Here is a 17,444-nt window from a genome sequence, read left to right on the forward strand (position 1 = left end):
GGCTGTACTTGAGTACGGCAAGGCGACGTTGACGTGGTTTGAATTTGATTTTCGAAGAGTATTGAGTTCTATCTGCAGCTCCTTGACTACCACTAAAAGCAAACAAAAAGGACGGATTAATACGAAACAAGCTAGTAAAGGTGTACCGAAATAAAAATCTCATCATCAATGTCTCTGGGCGTGGAGACAAGGACGTAGCTGCGATTGCGGACTACCTAGAAGCTAAAAAATAATAGATGGAAAAATTACAGTCTTTTCTCTCACAGAGAGCTTGTGGTTGCTGGAAACAAGTAGAGAAAGTTGTAAGGTTGGGTCCATCTGAAACAAGAGAAGAAAACATAATTCTCAAGGGAGTGCCCTTTATCGCACAGCCTGTTACAAGAGGTTTCTGAGACAGGAATGAGAGATAGGAGAAATCCTATAATTGAGGTGGCACCGCGAATTTCGTCCTCACGCAAGAAGTTATTTTGCGTGGGGATTTTTCATATAGTCGCCACGGACTAGAAGTAGAACTGAAAGGGAAATTACAATGGAACGAATCATTCATGGAGATGTCTTATCACCAATATTGGCTTATATGCGCCTAAAGGGGCAACACAAGGTGATCTTAGAGAGTATTCCGAGAGACAAGGAAACAGCTCGTTTTTCTATCTTAGCTTATAATCCAGTTTTTGAGATTAAGTTTGAAAATGGAGTTCTTTATCAAAATGGGCAAGTGATTGATCGGGATCCCTTGGATTTCCTTTATGAAGTGACTCATAAGAGCCAGAACCACTCAGATCTACCTTTTGGTGGGGGAGCTATTGGCTTTGTTGGTTACGATATGATTTCGCTCTATGAAGAAATTGGTCAAATTCCTGAGGATACCATTGGAACGCCAGACATGCATTTCTTCGTCTATGAGAGTTACATTGTCTTTGACCACAAGAAGGAAAAAATCCATGTCATCGAGGATGCTCTCTATAGTGAGCGTAGCCAAGAAGACTTGGAAGAAGCCTTGAACCAAGTGCTTGAGGAATTACGCATTCCTGCTCCAAATGAATTTGAAGACTTGGATCTATCTCCACTGGACTTCAAACCGCATATCGCTCCTCAGAAGTTTGAGGAAATGGTGGAAACAGCTCGTGACTTGATTCGTAATGGCGATATGTTCCAATGTGTACTCAGTCAGCGCTTCTCAGCAGAAGTTACTGGAAATCCATTTGACTTCTACAGAAATCTCCGCGTGACTAATCCTTCTAATTACCTTTATTTCTATGATTTTGGGGATTATCAAATCATCGGAGCTAGTCCTGAAAGTTTGGTTTCAGTCAAAAATGGTATCGTGACAACCAATCCGATTGCTGGTACACGACCAAGAGGAACAACGGATGAAGAAGACAAGGCTTTGGCGACTGACCTGCTTTCTGATGAGAAGGAAACAGCAGAACATCGGATGTTGGTAGACTTGGGGCGCAACGATATTGGCCGCATCTCTGAAACGGCAAGTGTCCAAGTTACCAAGTATATGGAAGTGGAGCTCTTCCGCTATGTTATGCATTTGACCAGCGTGGTGAAAGGGCGTTTGCTTCCAGAACTCACTGCTATGGATGCCTTGAAATCAACACTTCCAGCTGGAACAGTGTCAGGAGCACCAAAGATTCGAGCGATGAGACGCATCTATGAACTTGAAACAGAAAAACGTGGCGTATACGCAGGAGCAATCGGCTACTTGTCTGCGACGGGTGATATGGATTTCGCCATTGCCATCCGAACGATGATTCTCAAAAATCAAACAGCCTATGTTCAGGCTGGGGCAGGGATTGTCTACGACTCCATCGCCCAAAACGAATACCAAGAAACCATTAACAAAGCAAAATCTATGACTAGAATTGGAGAACTAAGACCATGATTTTATTGATTGACAACTATGATTCTTTTACCTATAACTTGGCCCAATACATTGGGAATTTTGCAGAAGTGCAGGTATTGAGAAATGATGATCCCAAGCTGTATGAAGAAGCTGAAAAAGCAGATGGTCTGGTCTTTTCTCCTGGTCCTGGTTGGCCAGTTGATGCTGGAAAGATGGAAGACATGATTCGTGATTTTGCTGGCAAGAAGCCGATTCTTGGGATTTGTTTGGGCCACCAAGCCATTGCAGAAGTCTTTGGTGGTAAGTTAGGTTTGGCTCCAAAAGTCATGCATGGGAAACAGAGCCATATCAGCTTTGAAGCGCCATCTGTTTTGTATCAAGGTATCGAGGATGGCCGTGCAGTCATGCGTTATCACAGTATTTTGATTGAAGAAATGCCAGAAGACTTTGAAGTGACAGCTCGTTCGACTGATGACCAAGCCATCATGGGGATTCAACATAAAAACCTACCGATTTATGGTTTCCAGTACCATCCAGAGAGCATTGGAACGCCAGATGGCTTGTCTTCTATTCGGAATTTTATCGAGAAGGTTGTAAAGTGAGGAAACTAGGATGAAAGAGATTATTGAAAAACTAGCAAAATTTGAAAATTTATCAGGTGTGGAAATGACGGATGTCATTGAGCGTATCGTAACTGGGCGTGTAACGGAAGCGCAGATTGCTTCTCTCCTCTTAGCTCTTAAGATGAAGGGGGAAACACCTGAAGAACGCACAGCCATTGCCCAAGTCATGAGAGGGCATGCCCAACATATTCCAACTGAGATTCATGATGCCATGGACAACTGTGGTACTGGTGGGGATAAGTCTTTCAGCTTTAACATCTCAACAACTGCAGCCTTTGTCTTGGCTGGTGGTGGTGTTCACATGGCAAAACATGGTAACCGCTCGATTTCTTCTAAATCTGGTTCTGCAGATGTCCTCGAAGCCTTGGGGATCAACCTAGACCTCAAACCAGCTGAACTAGGTAAGGTCTTTGATAAAACTGGCATCGTCTTTCTCTTCGCTAAAAATATGCACCCAGCAATGAAATACATCATGCCAGCTCGTTTGGAACTAGGAATTCCAACAATCATGAACTTGACTGGTCCCCTGATTCATCCAATGGCTTTGGAAACACAGCTTCTTGGAATTAGTCGTCCAGAACTTCTAGAAAGTACAGCTCAGGTTTTGAAAAATATGGGTCGCAAGCGTGCCATCGTGGTTGCTGGACCAGAAGGATTGGATGAAGCCGGCTTGAACGGGACAACCAAGATTGCACTTCTTGAAAATGGCGAAATCACCTTGTCAAGCTTTACTCCAGAGGATTTGGGAATGGAAGGCTACGCTATCGACGATATTCGTGGAGGGAATGCTCAGGAAAATGCAGAAATTTTGCTCAGCGTTCTTAAAAATGAAGCAAGTCCATTCTTGGAAACGACAGTTTTAAATGCTGGTCTTGGTTTCTATGCTAATGGTAAAGTAGCTAGTATCAAGGAAGGAGTTGCCTTAGCTCGTCAAGTCATTGCTAGTGGCAAGGCCCTTGAAAAACTCAGACTGTTACAGGAGTACCAAAAATGAGTCAGGAATTTTTAGCACGAATCTTGGAGCAGAAGGCGCGTGAGGTTGAGCAGACGGAGCTGGAGGAAATTCAGCCCCTGCGCCAGACCTATCGCTTGGCTGACTATCTAAAACAACACCAAGACCGTCTACAGGTAATCGCTGAAGTTAAGAAGGCTAGCCCTAGTCTGGGAGATATCAATCTCGATGTGGATATTGTGCAACAGGCCCAGACTTATGAAGCAAATGGTGCAGTGATGATTTCTGTTCTGACAGATGAAGTTTTCTTTAAAGGACATTTGGATTATCTACGGGAGATTTCCAGTCAGGTACAGATTCCGACGCTTAACAAGGACTTTATTATCGATGAAAAGCAAATCATCCGCGCTCGTAATGCGGGTGCAACGGTCATCCTACTCATTGTGGCCGCCTTGTCAGAAGAACGTCTCAAGGAACTTTATGACTATGCGACAGAGCTTGGTCTGGAAGTCTTGGTGGAAACGCATAATCTTGCTGAACTAGAGGTGGCTCATAGACTTGGTGCCCAGATTATCGGGGTCAACAACCGCAACTTGACAACCTTTGAAGTTGACTTGCAGACCAGTGTAGACTTGGCTAAACATTTCAAAGATGATTGCTTGTACATTTCTGAATCTGCTATTTTCACAGGACAGGATGCGGAACGAGTAGCGCCATTCTTTAACGGAATTTTAGTAGGGACAGCTCTTATGCAGGCAGAAGATGTGGCCCAGAGAATCAAGGAGTTGCAGATTGACAAAGGTTAAAATTTGCGGATTATCAACCAAAGAAGCGGTGGAAATAGCCGTTTCAGCAGGAGCCGACTACATCGGTTTTGTCTTTACACCTAGTAAAAGACAGGTGACCTTGGATCAGGCTGCTGAGCTGGCAAAGCTTATTCCTGCAGATGTCAAAAAGGTTGGTGTATTTGTTTCACCAAGTCGGGCAGAACTGCTAGAAGCGATTGACAAAGTTAGCTTGGACTTAGTTCAAGTTCACGGTCAGGTGGCAGATGATTTGTTTGAGGATTTGCCTTGTGCCAGTATTCAGGCTGTGCAGGTGGATGGAGAGGGTCATGTGCCCAATTCTCAGGCAGACTATCTACTCTTTGATGCCCCTGTGGCTGGGAGTGGTCAGACCTTTGACTGGGCTCAACTGGATACGATTGGACTAACTCAGCCTTTCTTTATCGCAGGTGGGCTTAATGAAGACAATGTAGTAAAAGCAATTCAACACTTTACTCCCTATGCAGTCGATGTATCGAGCGGAGTGGAGACAGACGGACAAAAAGATCATGAAAAGATTAGAAGATTTATAGAGAGGGTAAAGAATGGCATATCAAGAACCAAATAAAGATGGATTTTACGGAAAATTCGGTGGACGTTTTGTCCCAGAAACATTGATGACAGCAGTTTTGGAGTTGGAGAAGGCTTACCGTGAAAGTCAGGCAGACCCAAGTTTCCAAGAGGAATTAAACCAACTCTTACGCCAGTATGTGGGGCGTGAAACTCCCCTTTACTACGCAAAAAATTTGACCCAGCATATTGGCGGAGCCAAGATTTATCTCAAACGTGAAGACCTCAACCATACAGGGGCCCACAAGATTAACAATGCCTTGGGACAAGTTTTGCTTGCCAAACGCATGGGTAAAAAGAAAATTATCGCTGAAACAGGTGCTGGTCAGCACGGTGTGGCAACTGCAACTGCTGCAGCCCTCTTTAACATGGAATGTACTATCTACATGGGTGAGGAAGATGTCAAACGCCAAGCCCTCAATGTCTTCCGTATGGAGCTTTTGGGAGCCAAGGTTGAGGCAGTGACAGACGGTTCGCGCGTGCTCAAGGATGCGGTCAATGCAGCCCTTCGTTCATGGGTGGCTAATATCGATGATACCCACTATATCCTTGGTTCTGCCTTGGGACCTCATCCATTCCCAGAAATCGTTCGTGACTTCCAAAGTGTCATTGGTCGAGAAGCTAAACAACAGTATCGCGATATGACAGGTCAAGATCTGCCAGATGCCCTAGTAGCCTGTGTTGGTGGTGGTTCTAATGCTATCGGGCTCTTCCATCCATTTGTAGAAGATGAGTCTGTAGCTATGTATGGGGCTGAAGCGGCTGGACTTGGTGTGGATACGGAGCACCACGCAGCTACCTTGACTAAGGGGCGTCCTGGTGTTCTTCACGGTTCTCTCATGGATGTGCTCCAAGATGCCCATGGTCAAATTCTTGAAGCCTTCTCTATCTCAGCAGGTTTGGACTATCCTGGTATCGGTCCAGAACATTCTCATTACCACGATATTAAACGTGCCAGCTATGTCCCTGTGACAGACGAAGAAGCCTTGGATGGATTCCAACTCTTATCTCGTGTGGAAGGGATTATCCCAGCCTTGGAATCTAGCCATGCCATCGCCTTTGCAGTGAAATTGGCCAAAGAACTTGGACCAGACAAGTCCATGATTGTCTGTCTATCAGGTCGTGGGGACAAGGATGTGGTTCAAGTCAAGGACCGCTTGGAAGCAGATGCAGCAAAGAAGGGAGAAGCTCATGCCTAAGACACTAACAGAAAAATTGAACACTATTAAAGCAGCTGAAAAAGGAATTTTCGTTCCCTATATCATGGCTGGAGACCACGAGAAAGGTTTGAATGGACTCGCTGAAACAATCCACTTTTTAGAAGATTTGGGTGTTTCAGCCATTGAAGTGGGCATTCCCTTTTCAGACCCTGTTGCAGATGGACCTGTGATCGAAGAAGCTGGCTTGCGTAGTTTATCCCACGGGACTTCGACACAAGCTTTGGTTGAAACCTTGAAAACCATTGAAACAGAGATTCCACTGGTCATCATGACCTACTTCAACCCCCTCTTTCAGTACGGTGTGGAGAACTTTGTCAAAGATTTGGCAGATACAGCGGTTAAGGGCTTGATTATTCCAGACCTGCCTCATGAGCATGCCAACTTTGTAGAACCATTTTTGGCAGATACAGACATGGCCTTGATTCCTCTAGTTAGTTTGACAACAGGAATTGAGCGCCAGAAAGAGTTGATTGATGGGGCAGAAGGATTTGTCTATGCCGTTGCTATCAATGGGGTGACAGGAAAATCAGGCAATTACCGTGCAGATTTGGACAAGCACTTGGCACAACTTCATCAAGTGGCCGAGATTCCAGTCTTGACAGGATTTGGCGTATCTAGTCAAGCCGATGTAGAACGCTTCAATGCGGTGTCAGATGGCGTTATCGTTGGCTCGAAAATCGTAAAAGCTCTCCACCAAGGAGAGCCGATTCAGGACTTTATCAAACAAGCAGTAGCTTACCAAAAATAATTACACAAGCAGCGAGTAAGAGGAAAGGCACGAAAGGAAGTCTTTCCTTTTTCTTTTGTAGGAGAAAGGAAAGAATTCCTGTTGCAGAAGCAAACTGAATCAAGATCAGTAATTCGGTCACACTAAAGACGAGAGAGCAGGAAGCTAAAAAGAGAAAATCCCCTGCGCCCATGCGGATATCGATAAAATGAGCCAAAATTCCAAGAACAAGGAGGAAGACCATGACTAGATTCCAGCCAGAGGAAGCCATGAGGATTAGGTGGAAAGTCATCCAGACCAGTAAGGGATATTCCTGATGGCGAAAGTCGTAGATGCCCAAGGTCAAACCAGCAGTGATTAGGATGACTTGACTCAAGGAAAGTAATTCCCAAGAGTAAAGCAGAAAGATGAGTCCTAAGCCTAGTTCAAAGAGGGCATACCAGACAGGATAAGGAGTCTTGCAGTAGCGACAGTGAAAGCGATTAAAGACCTGCGAGAGGATAGGAATCAAATCTAAGAGACGCAAGCGAGTCTGACAGGCATCGCAGTGACTAGCCGGATGGATAATGGATTGCTCAGGAAAACGGTCAATGACCAGACCAAGAAAGGAAGCGATAATGCTCCCGACAAGAAAAAAATAAATATCAATCATACTTATCTATTCGTAAAAAATAGGAGAAGTAGTATAATGGAGAAATATAGATAAGGTGGTGAGGTCAAGATGACAATTCGTTTTGAAGAAAAGGTGAGCAGAGAAAACGCTCAGCTCGTATGCCAATGGTCCAACTCTCTTGGCAAAGCTTTTCAAGAACAATGGATGGGACCAAAGATTCCTTTTCCACTGACCCTTCAAGCCTTGCAAGATTTAGAAGGAATTTTTTCAATCTTTGAAGGACAAGAGTTTGTGGGGCTTGTCCAGAAAATCAGGCTAGAAGACAGGAATCTTCATATAGGGAGATTTTTTATCAATCCCCAGAAACAGGGGCAGGGCTTAGGTAGCCAGGCTTTAAGGAAATTTGTTAGTTTGGCCTTTGAAAATGAAGACATAGATACTATTTCTCTAAATGTCTTCGAGGCAAATCAAGCAGCCAAGCACCTCTATCAAAAAGAAGGATTTGAAATCGTAGAAATCATTGAGTCACCCGAACGGAAATACATCATGAAAAAGGGGAGATAGAAGCAGACAAAGTCTTTTCCTGTTTTATGTAGATGTTTACACATGAAAATTGAAGTATTTTCAAAAGCTAATTGGAGTGATTTTATTCATGATGGGATAAATGATCTGACCAAAAACGATTGAGAAATAGTTGCTAAAAAAACGTTTGCATGATACTATATATTGAAAGGAGGCGATAATATGGTAGAACAAAAAAAATCAATTACCATGAAAGATGTTGCTTTAGAAGCAGGAGTTAGTGTTGGAACTGTTTCACGTGTCATTAATAAAGAAAAAGGTATTAAAGAAGTAACTTTAAGGAAAGTTCAAAGGGCTATAAAAACATTGGACTATATCCCTGATAATTATGCTCGAGGTATGAAAAAGAATAGAACAGAAACTATCGCTTTGATTATTCCGAGCATATGGCATCCATTTTTCTCGGAGTTTGCCTATCATGTTGAGAAAGAGTTATTAAAATATAATTATAAATTATTTATTTGTAACGCTGATAGCGATTCACAAAATGAAATCGAATATATCGAAATGTTGAAACAAAATAAAGTGGATGGAATTATTGGTATTACATATTCTGATATTGACAAATATATTTTATCTGATTTACCGTTTGTAAGTATAGATAGACATTTTTCGGAAAATGTATGCTATGTTACTTCAGCAAATTACAAAGGAGGACAAACTGCAGCAGAGGAACTAGTTAGAAGGGATAATAAGCACCTTGCTTTTATTGGTTCAATTAATATGTATGAGAATGAGACTATACTCAGAAGTAAAGGATTCAGAGAAAAAGCTAAGGAATTAGGAGTAGATGTCTATAATTTTGAAATGAAAGAACCTTTAATAAATCCTGAAGATCAGATAAGAGTTTTTTTGCAATCTCATAAAGAAATTGATGGTATATTTACAATAAATGATATGATGGCTCTGAGAGTTATTAGTGTTATGAAAGAACTGGGGAAAATAGCACCTTATGATTACCAGATAATTGGGTTTGATGGTTTAAAAACTTCTGTCGATCAATCTTATCTAGTGTCTACAATAGTTCAAGATATTGGTATGATGGCAAAAGAATCTGTTGCAATGATACTGAAAATGATTAATCGAGAAGAGATTCTAGAAAAACGAATCGTAATTCCCACATATTTTTGGGGAGATAAAACAACAAAAAAAATTTAAAAAGCGCTTGACAATTAATGAAAGCGCTGTTATAATATAATCAATAAATGAAACGTTTCAAAAACAGGCTAGAAGCTTGTTTAAAAAATAAATAAAAAATGAAACGTTTCAAAAAGGAGGAAAATAATGCGTAAAGGTACAATGTTATCTGTTGTTGCGGGGCTATCGTTAGCTATACTTGCAGGTTGTAGTGGAGGAACTAACTCAAAACAAGCGAGTTCTTCAAATGATATTAAAGTCTGGGTACAATTCTCTGACGAAACCAATGAAGGAAAAGCTTGGCAAAAAGTTGTTGACAACTTTAATCAATCAGGAAAAAGTAAGTACAAAGTTGTAACTGAGTACATTCCTCGTAGTGGTAGTGGTGGAGGATATGAAGACAAGGTTAATGCTGCTATCACGACTAATAGTCTTCCAGATGTTATTACCCTTGATGGACCAAATACGGCAGCTTATGCAAAATCTAAAGTGATTACTCCGCTAGATGATTATCTAAAAGATAATAATATGGATGATGTTTTGGACAGTATTAAACAACAAGGAACTTATGATGGCAAATTCTATGCATTTGGATTTTCTGAATCGAATGTTGGTGTTTATTACAACAAAAAAATGTTCAAAGAGGTCGGAATTGCGGAATCAGAGCTTCCAACGCTAGAAAAGCCATGGACATGGGATGAATTTAATACGATTGCTAAAAAATTGAAAGATCATTATAACAAACCGGCAATTGATTTTCGTATTAATTCAAACGATGAAATGTTACCATATGCTTATATGCCGTTGATTTGGTCAAATAATGGTTCTGTCGTAAACGAAGATGGAACAAAGGCAGAAGGATACTTCAACTCCAAAGAGAGTGTAGAAGCAGTTCAATTCATTCAAAATCTTGTAAAAGAAGGTTATACAACTGTTAGTCCAGTCGAAAAAGGTTTTGAAACAGGAGAGTATCCAATGCTTTTGAGTGGTTCTTGGACGATTGCTGACATGAATACAAACTACAAAGATATTGATTTTGGTATCCTTCCTTACCCAGTGTCTAGTAAGACGAAAAAATTAGTATCCCCTTCAGGTAGTTGGCAATTAGCTGTGACGACAAAATCTGATAAAAAAGAGGCTGCATCTGAATTTGTTAAATTTGCTACAAATACAGAATCAAGTGAAATTATTAGCTTGGGGAATTCGGTCCTTCCAATTCGTAAATCTACAATTGAAAATATCAAAGATAAAGTGTCCGAACCAATGCGTTTCTTGATGGAACAAAATTCAAAAACAGCTCATGCTCGCCCAGTTGTCGTAGCATATCCTCAGGTTTCTAGAGCTTTTCAACAAGCGATGCAAGATATCAGCTATTATGAAGAAAATCCAAATGTGCAAAAAGTCTTGGATACTCGTACAAAAGAAATGCAAACTGCTATTGATCAGTCACTCAAATAATCTGTAAAAAAGAAGGTGGAAGGAAAATGTTTGGAACTACCTTCCCCTTTCTTGTTAATAGCCTAGTTTGATATATATGATTAAAGGAGATGGATATGAGTAAAGAAACTGTTGTGGATACAAAAAGACGTGAAAAAATAAAGGATAACATACTAGGTTATAGTTTTTTAGCTCCAGCTTTAATTTTATTAGGTATCTTTTTAGTAATTCCAGTTGGAATGGTCATTTATTACGCTTTTACAGATTATTATTTGTTGACACCAGATGAAAGAAAATTTGTTGGACTTGAAAATTTTATTCGATTAACAAAAGATCCGATTTTCTTAAAGAGCTTCTTGAATACTTTGAAATTTGTTGTTTGGATTATTCCAGTTCAATTGGGAGCGGCCTTAGGAATGGCTTTGATTGTTAATAAAAAGCGCAAAGGGAATATGTTTTTTAAAGTGGCTTTTTTTGCTCCAGTTGTCATGTCCTTGGTAGTTATTTCTATTCTTTGGCTTTATCTTTTAAATCCAAATAGTGGCTTATTAAATGCTATTTTAAATAAGGTAGGTATTGCTTCTCAACCTTTCTTGACTAGTCCTAAACAAGCTATGTATGCAATTGTTTTTGTTTCTGCTTGGCAGGGTGCAGGTTATCAGATGCTTTTATTTTTAGGAGGAATGCAGAATATTCCACAAGATGTCTATGAAGCTGCTGAATTAGATGGATTCTCAAAATGGGCTCAGTTTCGTTATATCACGATGCCCCTACTAAAACCAACAGCCCTGTTTGTATTGTTAACAACTTTAATTTCTGCTTTTAAGCTAATTGTACAACCAATGGTTATGACGCAAGGTGGGCCATTAAACTCAACAATTACTATGGTGTACTATATTTATCAACAAGGTTTTACTGATCGTCTTGTAGGATATTCTAGCTCAATCGCTTTAGTATTTACAACGTTAATTGGTATGATTAGCTTAGTGCAACGTCGCGTTCTGAAGGAGGATGACTAAGATGAAACGATTTAAACCAACAACAATCTTAGAATATATTCTGTTAACCCTATTGGCAGGACTCTTCCTTTTTCCTATGGTTTGGATGGTAGTTTCAGCCATGAAGCCAGAAGCGGATGTTTATAAAAATTTAACTAGTTGGCAAGCCTTCTTACCAAGTTTAAATCCCGCTGATTGGTTTAAACCTTATCAGGAAGTATTTGAGCGATTTAGTATTTTTACCTATCTAGGGAACAGCATTTTTTATGCTGGAACGTTTGCTATTGGTTCTATTATTGTCAATGCACTGGCCGGTTTCGCTTTTGCAAAAGTCAATTTTTCAGGTAAGAAAATTTTATTTGGTTTCTTACTTGCTTTACTTATTATTCCAGTAGAAACTGTGTTAATTCCACAATTTACCATTATCAATTCCTTAGGTTTGGTCAATAATCGTCTTGCAGTTATTATTCCAGGATTGGCGAGTGTATTTAATATTTACTTATTTAGGAATTTCTTTATTGCAATTCCAGAAGAGATTCTTGAGTCTGCAAAGATGGACGGAGCAAGTATCGTTAGAATTTTCTTTAGAATTATGCTTCCAATGTCTAAACCTGCAGTTGCTACAGTTGGCGTTTTATCATTTATTTCAAGCTGGAATGATTATATTTGGCCATTGATGGTTTTGACAGATTCTTCTAAATTTTCAATGCAGGTTGCAATTACAACTATTAATACAACTCAACCAGTTTATATCAATCAGGTAATGGCTGTATTAACTATTTCAACGATTCCGTTGATTTTGGTCTATGTAGTCGCTCAGAAATATATTGTTCAAGGTCTGGGTGGTTCCGGAACTGGAATAAAATAGGATATACTTATGATAAATAAAACATTTACAGTAGAAAAAGCCAATCGTTTTATAGCAGAAAATAAACATCTCGTTAATACTCAATATAAGCCTGAAGAACATTTTTCAGCTGAGATTGGTTGGATCAATGATCCAAATGGATTTGTCTATTTTCGTGGAGAGTACCATCTCTTTTATCAATTCTATCCTTATGATAGTGTTTGGGGGTCTATGCACTGGGGTCATGCTAAGAGTAAGGACTTGGTGACTTGGGAGCACTTGCCAGTGGCACTTGCTCCTGACCAAGATTATGACCGCAATGGTTGCTTCTCTGGCTCTGCCATTGTCAGGGATGATCGCCTATGGCTCATGTATACTGGGCATATCGAAGAAGAAACCGGTGTTCGTCAAGTACAAAATATAGCATTTTCAGACGACGGGATTCACTTTGAAAAGATTGAACAAAATCCAGTTGCAACTGGTGCAGACTTGCCAGATGAGTTAATTGCTGCTGATTTCCGTGATCCAAAACTCTTTGAAAAAGATGGACGCTATTATTCCGTAGTAGCTGCCAAACACAAGGATAATGTGGGCTGTATCGTTCTACTAGGGTCCGATAACCTAGTAGAATGGCAGTTCGAATCCATCTTTTTAAAAGGGGTAGAACACCAAGGATTTATGTGGGAATGCCCAGATTACTTTGAGTTAGATGGGAAGGATTGCCTTATTATGTCACCCATGCGTTATCAGCGTGAGGGAGACTCATATCATAATATCAACTCATCGGTTTTGTTCACGGGTAAGGTAGATTGGGGAGAAAAACGTTTTATCTCAGAATCAGTTCAAGAAATTGATCATGGCCAAGACTTCTATGCGCCTCAAACATTGTTGGACGATCAAAATCGTCGTATCCTGATTGCTTGGATGCAGACATGGGGGCGTACCCTTCCAACCCATGACCAAGAACACAAATGGGCATGTGCCATGACTTTACCTAGAATTCTAAGATTGGAAGATGGCAAACTAAGACAATTCCCTGTTAAAAAAGGCCAATATCAAATCCAAATAGATAAAGATTGTCATTACCACTTAGGAAATGATACAGATTATCTTGAATTTGGTTATGACAGTAATGCGCAGCAAGTTTACATTGATCGTAGCCATCTTGTTCAAAAAATTCTAGGTGAAGAAGAACAGGACACTAGCCGACGGTATGTAGATATTGAAGCTAAAGAATTGGAAGTTGTTCTAGATAAAAATTCCATCGAGATTTTTGTCAATCAAGGTGAAGCAAGCTTGACGGCAACCTATTACTTAACAGTGCCAGCTGAGCTATCACGAATCGATTAAAAATTAATACTCTTCGAAAATCAAATTCAAACCACGTCAGCGTCGCCTTACCGTGTAGATGTTACCGACTTCGTCAGTTCTATCTACAACCTCAAAGCAGTGCTTTGAGCAACCTGCGACTAGCTTCCTAGTTTGCTCTTTGATTTTCATTGAGTATAAGTTATTTCTCCTAAAGAAAAAGTTCTCTTTCTAGCAAAATAGAAAGAGAATTTTTTTCTAATTAAGCAGAGCATATTTCTGTTTAAACAACTCAATTTTATCATTACAGTAATTGATTAAATCTCGAGCTTTCTCAAAAGTATAGCCTTTTTCAGAAACTGTTTTGACAGTTTTATCATCAAAATAGTAGCCAGTCAAACCAGTGACTTCTTCTGAAAATGTAAGATAGTAGCCTGTTTCAATTCCCTCGTCTAGATTTTTGGAAAATGACTTCATCAAGCGTCCGAAGAGAGACTTTTTCGTCTTTTCATCACTGGAATCATTCCCTAAGTTGGTTGAAATCAAACCTGGATGATAGGCATTGATGGTGATGCTTGAACCTTTTAGAAAGAATTCTCTGGCCAGATAGCGTGTCATCCAAATAGTGTAAAGTTTGGAATTATTGTAGGCCAAACCGGGATTATAGTTGTTCTCAAATCCAAAGTCTAAATCCTTGACCTTGGCAAAATGATGCATATAGGAAGAAGTATTGATAATACGACCGTCAGGCGCTTTTTCTAACAAGGGACTTAGCTCAGTTGTTAACATATAGGGAACCAGAACAGATAGCATAAAAGTCAACTCGACATTTTCAGAACTCGCTTTTCGTTCTTTTCCAGCATAAAGGCCTGCATTGTTAAACAAGACATCGATCTTTGAAAAGTCTCGCTTGATTTCCTCTACAAATCGATAAACATCGGCTAATTCGGAAAAATCTGCAAGGTAGTTAGAAACTCTGCCTCTCAAGGAAACTGCCCGAACCTCTTGAAGCGCCAGCTCAAGTTTTTGAGGATTGCGACCATGGAGGATGACATGATGCCCTTCACTGGCTAATTTCTTTGCCAAATGTTTACCGATACCGTCAGTAGCACCTGTAATCAGAATCGTTTTGACCATCTTAGTCCTCCAAGAAAGCAATGAGTTTTTTTGAAAACTCCTCTGCATATTGGAAAATCGAACCGTGACCAGCATGTGGATAGATAATGAGCTTACTATCTTTTATTTTCTCATGCATATCATAAGAATTTTCTGTTGGAACCTGCATATCATTATCCCCGTTGACGATTAAGGTTGGTTGAGTGATAAATTTTAGGTCGTCTTGAGGATCTTTCCCCCACCGTTTAATAGCTTTGAGTTGAGTTAGGAATCCTGATAGGTTCATGTCTTTATCCGCAAATTCCTTTGTTCTCATCCCCATTCGTCCTAGGACTTTCAAAGCTTCAATTTTCCCTTGTTCATCATGATTATAGAAGATATAGCGTTTAGGATCGATGCGCTCGAGTCCCGCTTTAAACATATAGTTAAAGGTTTTCCCTGTGACCTTATCGACCTCTTTTCCACCTCGAGGTCCTGTTCCAGCCAAGATTAAACGATTGACTAGAGTAGGATTTATTCGGATGATTTCTTGGGCAATCATACCTCCCATAGAAAGGCCAAGAAGATTGATTTTATCGTAACCAAGCGCTTTTACGAAGTCAATTGTCTGCTTAGCCATTCCAGGAATCGTCGAAGCAACTTTGCCCTGACTGGCTCCGACTCCAGGAAGATCGACTACAATGACATGGTGCTTTTCAGCAATTAAGTCTAATAGTTTTGGATCCCAGTTATCGAGAGTTGCTGCCAAATGGACTAGCATCAGAAGAGGTAGTTTTGATTTGCCTTTACTAAGTTCGCGATAAGCGATTTTGTTCCCGTCGACTGAGATGTATTGATTTTTTGTAGTAAGATATGACATTGTGTTTTCCTTTTTATTTCTTAAAGCTGAGGACTGTTTTTCCACGTGAGCGACCATTAGCGACTTTGTCTAATGCGCTATTTACCTCTTCAAATGGATAAACTGTATCGATAGAGGGTTTGATTTCTAATTTACTAAAGAGGTCAGCTACCTCTTGTAATTGAGCGCCATTGCTTTCTACAAAGATAAAATGGTAGTGGACGCCATATTTTTCCGCCATCTTATCAAATTTGCGACCTGCTAGGCCTAGAATAATCTGTTTCCATTTTGGTAGATTCATGCGTTTGGCAAAGGCACCGTTTGGCATGGCACGAAGTGAAACAAGATGACCACCTTTTTTCATGATAGACATTTGTTTTTCAGTTTCAGCCCCACCAAGTGTATCGAGGACATAATCCACCTCACTAACAGTCTTTGTATAATCCTCTGTTTTGTAATCGATAAATCTATCTGCTCCTAGTTTCAAGACACGCTCAGCACTATCTCCAGAACCGTTGGTAATGACCTTCAAACCTTTGGCTTTGGCAATCGGAATGGCCATTCCACCGACACCTCCAGTACCACCAGAAATAAAGATCGTTTTCCCAGCTTGAGCGCCCATGAGGTCAAGAGCCTGCATGATAGTCAAGGCAGTAAGCGGAACAGCAGCAGCTTCCTCGTCTGATAGATAGTCTGGAACCTTGGCTAAGGCTTGGCTATCGACAGCTACGTATTCTGCAAAGGCGCCGATATGATCAAGTGGCAGACGGCCAAAGACACGATCTCCTATCTGAAAGTTGTCAACTTGCTTGCCAATGCTTTCAACGATTCCAACGACCTCATTACCAGCAGTTTGAGGAAGTTTGTAAGGAACAATCATCTTAACCTCACCACGAGAGATCATGTTATCGAGAGGATTAACACCAGCTGCGGATACTTTCACCAAGACTTGTTTGTCTGTGATACTTGCTTTAGCGACTTCAGTGATGTTCAGTGTGATATTGTTTTTGTTATAAGTGGTGTGTTGTGCGGCTTTCATTGTTTTCTCTTTTCTTTTTATTTCATATACCTGTATCTAATACAAGTACATTCTGTTTCCAGTAAAAACTGACTTGACTTGCTATCAAATCAGTTTCGGACTTGTTTGGCTTGTTTATATAGATTGTCAATGACATCTTCTAAGGTTTGGTTTGCTAATTCCTTCTCTAATTGAGATTCGGCACTAGCGAAAAGCGGTGAAACTGCTCCTTGAATATGTTTTCCAACAGGGCAATCAGGATTGCTATTTTGATGAACAGGGAATAAACTAATGTGATTGATTTCTTGAGTAGCATAGTAGATCTCTAGTAAAGTCATTTTCTTTGGAGACTTACTGAGTTGATAGCCTGTTTTTCCTTGCTGGGAATGAATCAAATCTGCATTTTTCAATAAGGCAATCACTTTTCGAATGTAACTAGCGTTAGTCCCAACACTAGTAGCCAATGCCTGAGAACTTAATGTATCCTTGCTTTCACTAATCATTGTTAAGATATGCAAAGCAACTGAGAATTTTGTATCCATCTGAACTCCTTTTTGATAAACATGTATCAGATACAAGAACAAGTATATCATAAATAAAAAGAAAAGCAAGACTTTTGTATTAAATCTTTTAAAATTTTAAGTGCAATCAGATTAGAGATGTCTGGAAAGGGCGTTCACAAAATTATATCTTTAATATCCATTGGTAGAACAAAAGTAGAACAGATACGAAAAAAAGCCTTATTACAAGGCTTTTCCTGTTGTATTTAGATGCCCCCTACA

Annotated in this window: 18 protein-coding genes and 1 other annotated feature; of the genes, 13 read left to right on the forward strand and 5 right to left on the reverse strand. The window is 40.1% G+C overall.

Annotated elements, in window-relative coordinates; genetic code table 11:
- Positions 1-229 precede the first annotated feature (229 nt).
- Positions 230-455, forward strand: a binding site (T-box leader).
- A gap of 74 nt (positions 456-529) precedes the next feature.
- The 7 genes from trpE to trpA are packed head-to-tail and all read left to right on the forward strand — an operon-like array spanning position 530 to position 6,789.
- Positions 530-1,891: an anthranilate synthase component I gene (gene trpE, locus ADH54_RS02320; RefSeq protein WP_049523897.1), complete on the forward strand. Its 1,362-nt coding sequence runs from the start codon at positions 530-532 to the stop codon at positions 1,889-1,891.
- A complete protein-coding gene (locus ADH54_RS02325) occupies positions 1,888-2,454 on the forward strand; it encodes an aminodeoxychorismate/anthranilate synthase component II (RefSeq protein WP_000601896.1) in 567 nt (188 codons plus the stop codon). The genes trpE and ADH54_RS02325 overlap by 4 nt, the downstream gene beginning before the upstream one ends.
- Positions 2,455-2,464: 10 nt before the next feature.
- The gene (trpD, locus tag ADH54_RS02330) at positions 2,465-3,469 is read left to right on the forward strand and encodes an anthranilate phosphoribosyltransferase (RefSeq protein ID WP_049523898.1); all 1,005 of its coding nucleotides are present in this window, start codon (positions 2,465-2,467) and stop codon (positions 3,467-3,469) included.
- Positions 3,466-4,233 carry an indole-3-glycerol phosphate synthase TrpC gene (trpC, locus tag ADH54_RS02335; RefSeq protein ID WP_049523899.1) on the forward strand — a complete coding sequence of 256 codons (768 nt, stop codon included), beginning with the start codon at positions 3,466-3,468 and terminating at the stop codon, positions 4,231-4,233. Before trpD ends, trpC begins: the two co-directional genes overlap by 4 nt.
- On the forward strand, positions 4,220-4,819 hold the full coding sequence (locus ADH54_RS02340) for a phosphoribosylanthranilate isomerase (protein ID WP_049523900.1): 600 nt from the start codon (positions 4,220-4,222) through the stop codon (positions 4,817-4,819). Before trpC ends, ADH54_RS02340 begins: the two co-directional genes overlap by 14 nt.
- Positions 4,797-6,020, forward strand: coding sequence for a tryptophan synthase subunit beta (gene trpB / locus ADH54_RS02345; RefSeq protein ID WP_049523901.1), 1,224 nt, complete (start codon positions 4,797-4,799; stop codon positions 6,018-6,020). The genes ADH54_RS02340 and trpB overlap by 23 nt, the downstream gene beginning before the upstream one ends.
- Entirely contained in the window at positions 6,013-6,789 is a 777-nt protein-coding gene (gene trpA, locus ADH54_RS02350) for a tryptophan synthase subunit alpha (RefSeq protein ID WP_049523902.1), read from the forward strand. Before trpB ends, trpA begins: the two co-directional genes overlap by 8 nt.
- Here the strand turns inward: trpA and ADH54_RS02355 are convergent.
- Positions 6,761-7,420 (reverse strand): prepilin peptidase, encoded by a 660-nt coding sequence (locus ADH54_RS02355; RefSeq protein ID WP_049523903.1) that lies wholly within the window; start codon positions 7,418-7,420, stop codon positions 6,761-6,763. The genes trpA and ADH54_RS02355 overlap by 29 nt on opposite strands.
- Positions 7,421-7,489: 69 nt before the next feature.
- On the opposite strand from ADH54_RS02355, the gene ADH54_RS02360 reads away from it, so the two are divergent.
- From ADH54_RS02360 to ADH54_RS02385, 6 genes are all read left to right on the forward strand, one after another.
- Positions 7,490-7,945, forward strand: coding sequence for a GNAT family N-acetyltransferase (locus ADH54_RS02360; RefSeq protein ID WP_049523904.1), 456 nt, complete (start codon positions 7,490-7,492; stop codon positions 7,943-7,945).
- 180 nt (positions 7,946-8,125) lie between these two features.
- Positions 8,126-9,121, forward strand: coding sequence for a LacI family DNA-binding transcriptional regulator (locus ADH54_RS02365; RefSeq protein ID WP_049523905.1), 996 nt, complete (start codon positions 8,126-8,128; stop codon positions 9,119-9,121).
- Between the two features lie 126 nt (positions 9,122-9,247).
- Positions 9,248-10,558, forward strand: coding sequence for an ABC transporter substrate-binding protein (locus ADH54_RS02370; RefSeq protein WP_049523906.1), 1,311 nt, complete (start codon positions 9,248-9,250; stop codon positions 10,556-10,558).
- A 95-nt stretch (positions 10,559-10,653) separates the two neighbouring features.
- The gene (locus tag ADH54_RS02375) at positions 10,654-11,556 is read left to right on the forward strand and encodes a carbohydrate ABC transporter permease (protein ID WP_000032532.1); all 903 of its coding nucleotides are present in this window, start codon (positions 10,654-10,656) and stop codon (positions 11,554-11,556) included.
- Position 11,557: 1 nt separating this feature from the next.
- The gene (locus tag ADH54_RS02380; RefSeq protein WP_000819520.1) at positions 11,558-12,403 is read left to right on the forward strand and encodes a carbohydrate ABC transporter permease; all 846 of its coding nucleotides are present in this window, start codon (positions 11,558-11,560) and stop codon (positions 12,401-12,403) included.
- A 9-nt stretch (positions 12,404-12,412) separates the two neighbouring features.
- Positions 12,413-13,732 carry a glycoside hydrolase family 32 protein gene (locus ADH54_RS02385; RefSeq protein WP_049523907.1) on the forward strand — a complete coding sequence of 440 codons (1,320 nt, stop codon included), beginning with the start codon at positions 12,413-12,415 and terminating at the stop codon, positions 13,730-13,732.
- A gap of 216 nt (positions 13,733-13,948) precedes the next feature.
- On the opposite strand, the gene ADH54_RS02395 is transcribed toward ADH54_RS02385, so the two are convergent.
- The 4 genes from ADH54_RS02395 to ADH54_RS02410 form a co-directional block, all read right to left on the reverse strand.
- Positions 13,949-14,827 carry an SDR family NAD(P)-dependent oxidoreductase gene (locus ADH54_RS02395; protein WP_049523909.1) on the reverse strand — a complete coding sequence of 293 codons (879 nt, stop codon included), beginning with the start codon at positions 14,825-14,827 and terminating at the stop codon, positions 13,949-13,951.
- 1 nt (position 14,828) lies between these two features.
- Positions 14,829-15,665: an alpha/beta fold hydrolase gene (locus tag ADH54_RS02400; protein ID WP_049523910.1), complete on the reverse strand. Its 837-nt coding sequence runs from the start codon at positions 15,663-15,665 to the stop codon at positions 14,829-14,831.
- A gap of 13 nt (positions 15,666-15,678) precedes the next feature.
- A complete protein-coding gene (locus ADH54_RS02405; RefSeq protein ID WP_049523911.1) occupies positions 15,679-16,683 on the reverse strand; it encodes an NADP-dependent oxidoreductase in 1,005 nt (334 codons plus the stop codon).
- Between the two features lie 89 nt (positions 16,684-16,772).
- Positions 16,773-17,204: an Rrf2 family transcriptional regulator gene (locus ADH54_RS02410; protein WP_049523912.1), complete on the reverse strand. Its 432-nt coding sequence runs from the start codon at positions 17,202-17,204 to the stop codon at positions 16,773-16,775.
- Between the last annotated feature and the right edge of the window lie 240 nt (positions 17,205-17,444).

The organism is Streptococcus pseudopneumoniae, from assembly GCF_001072315.1.
Lineage (GTDB): Bacteria > Bacillota > Bacilli > Lactobacillales > Streptococcaceae > Streptococcus > Streptococcus pseudopneumoniae_R.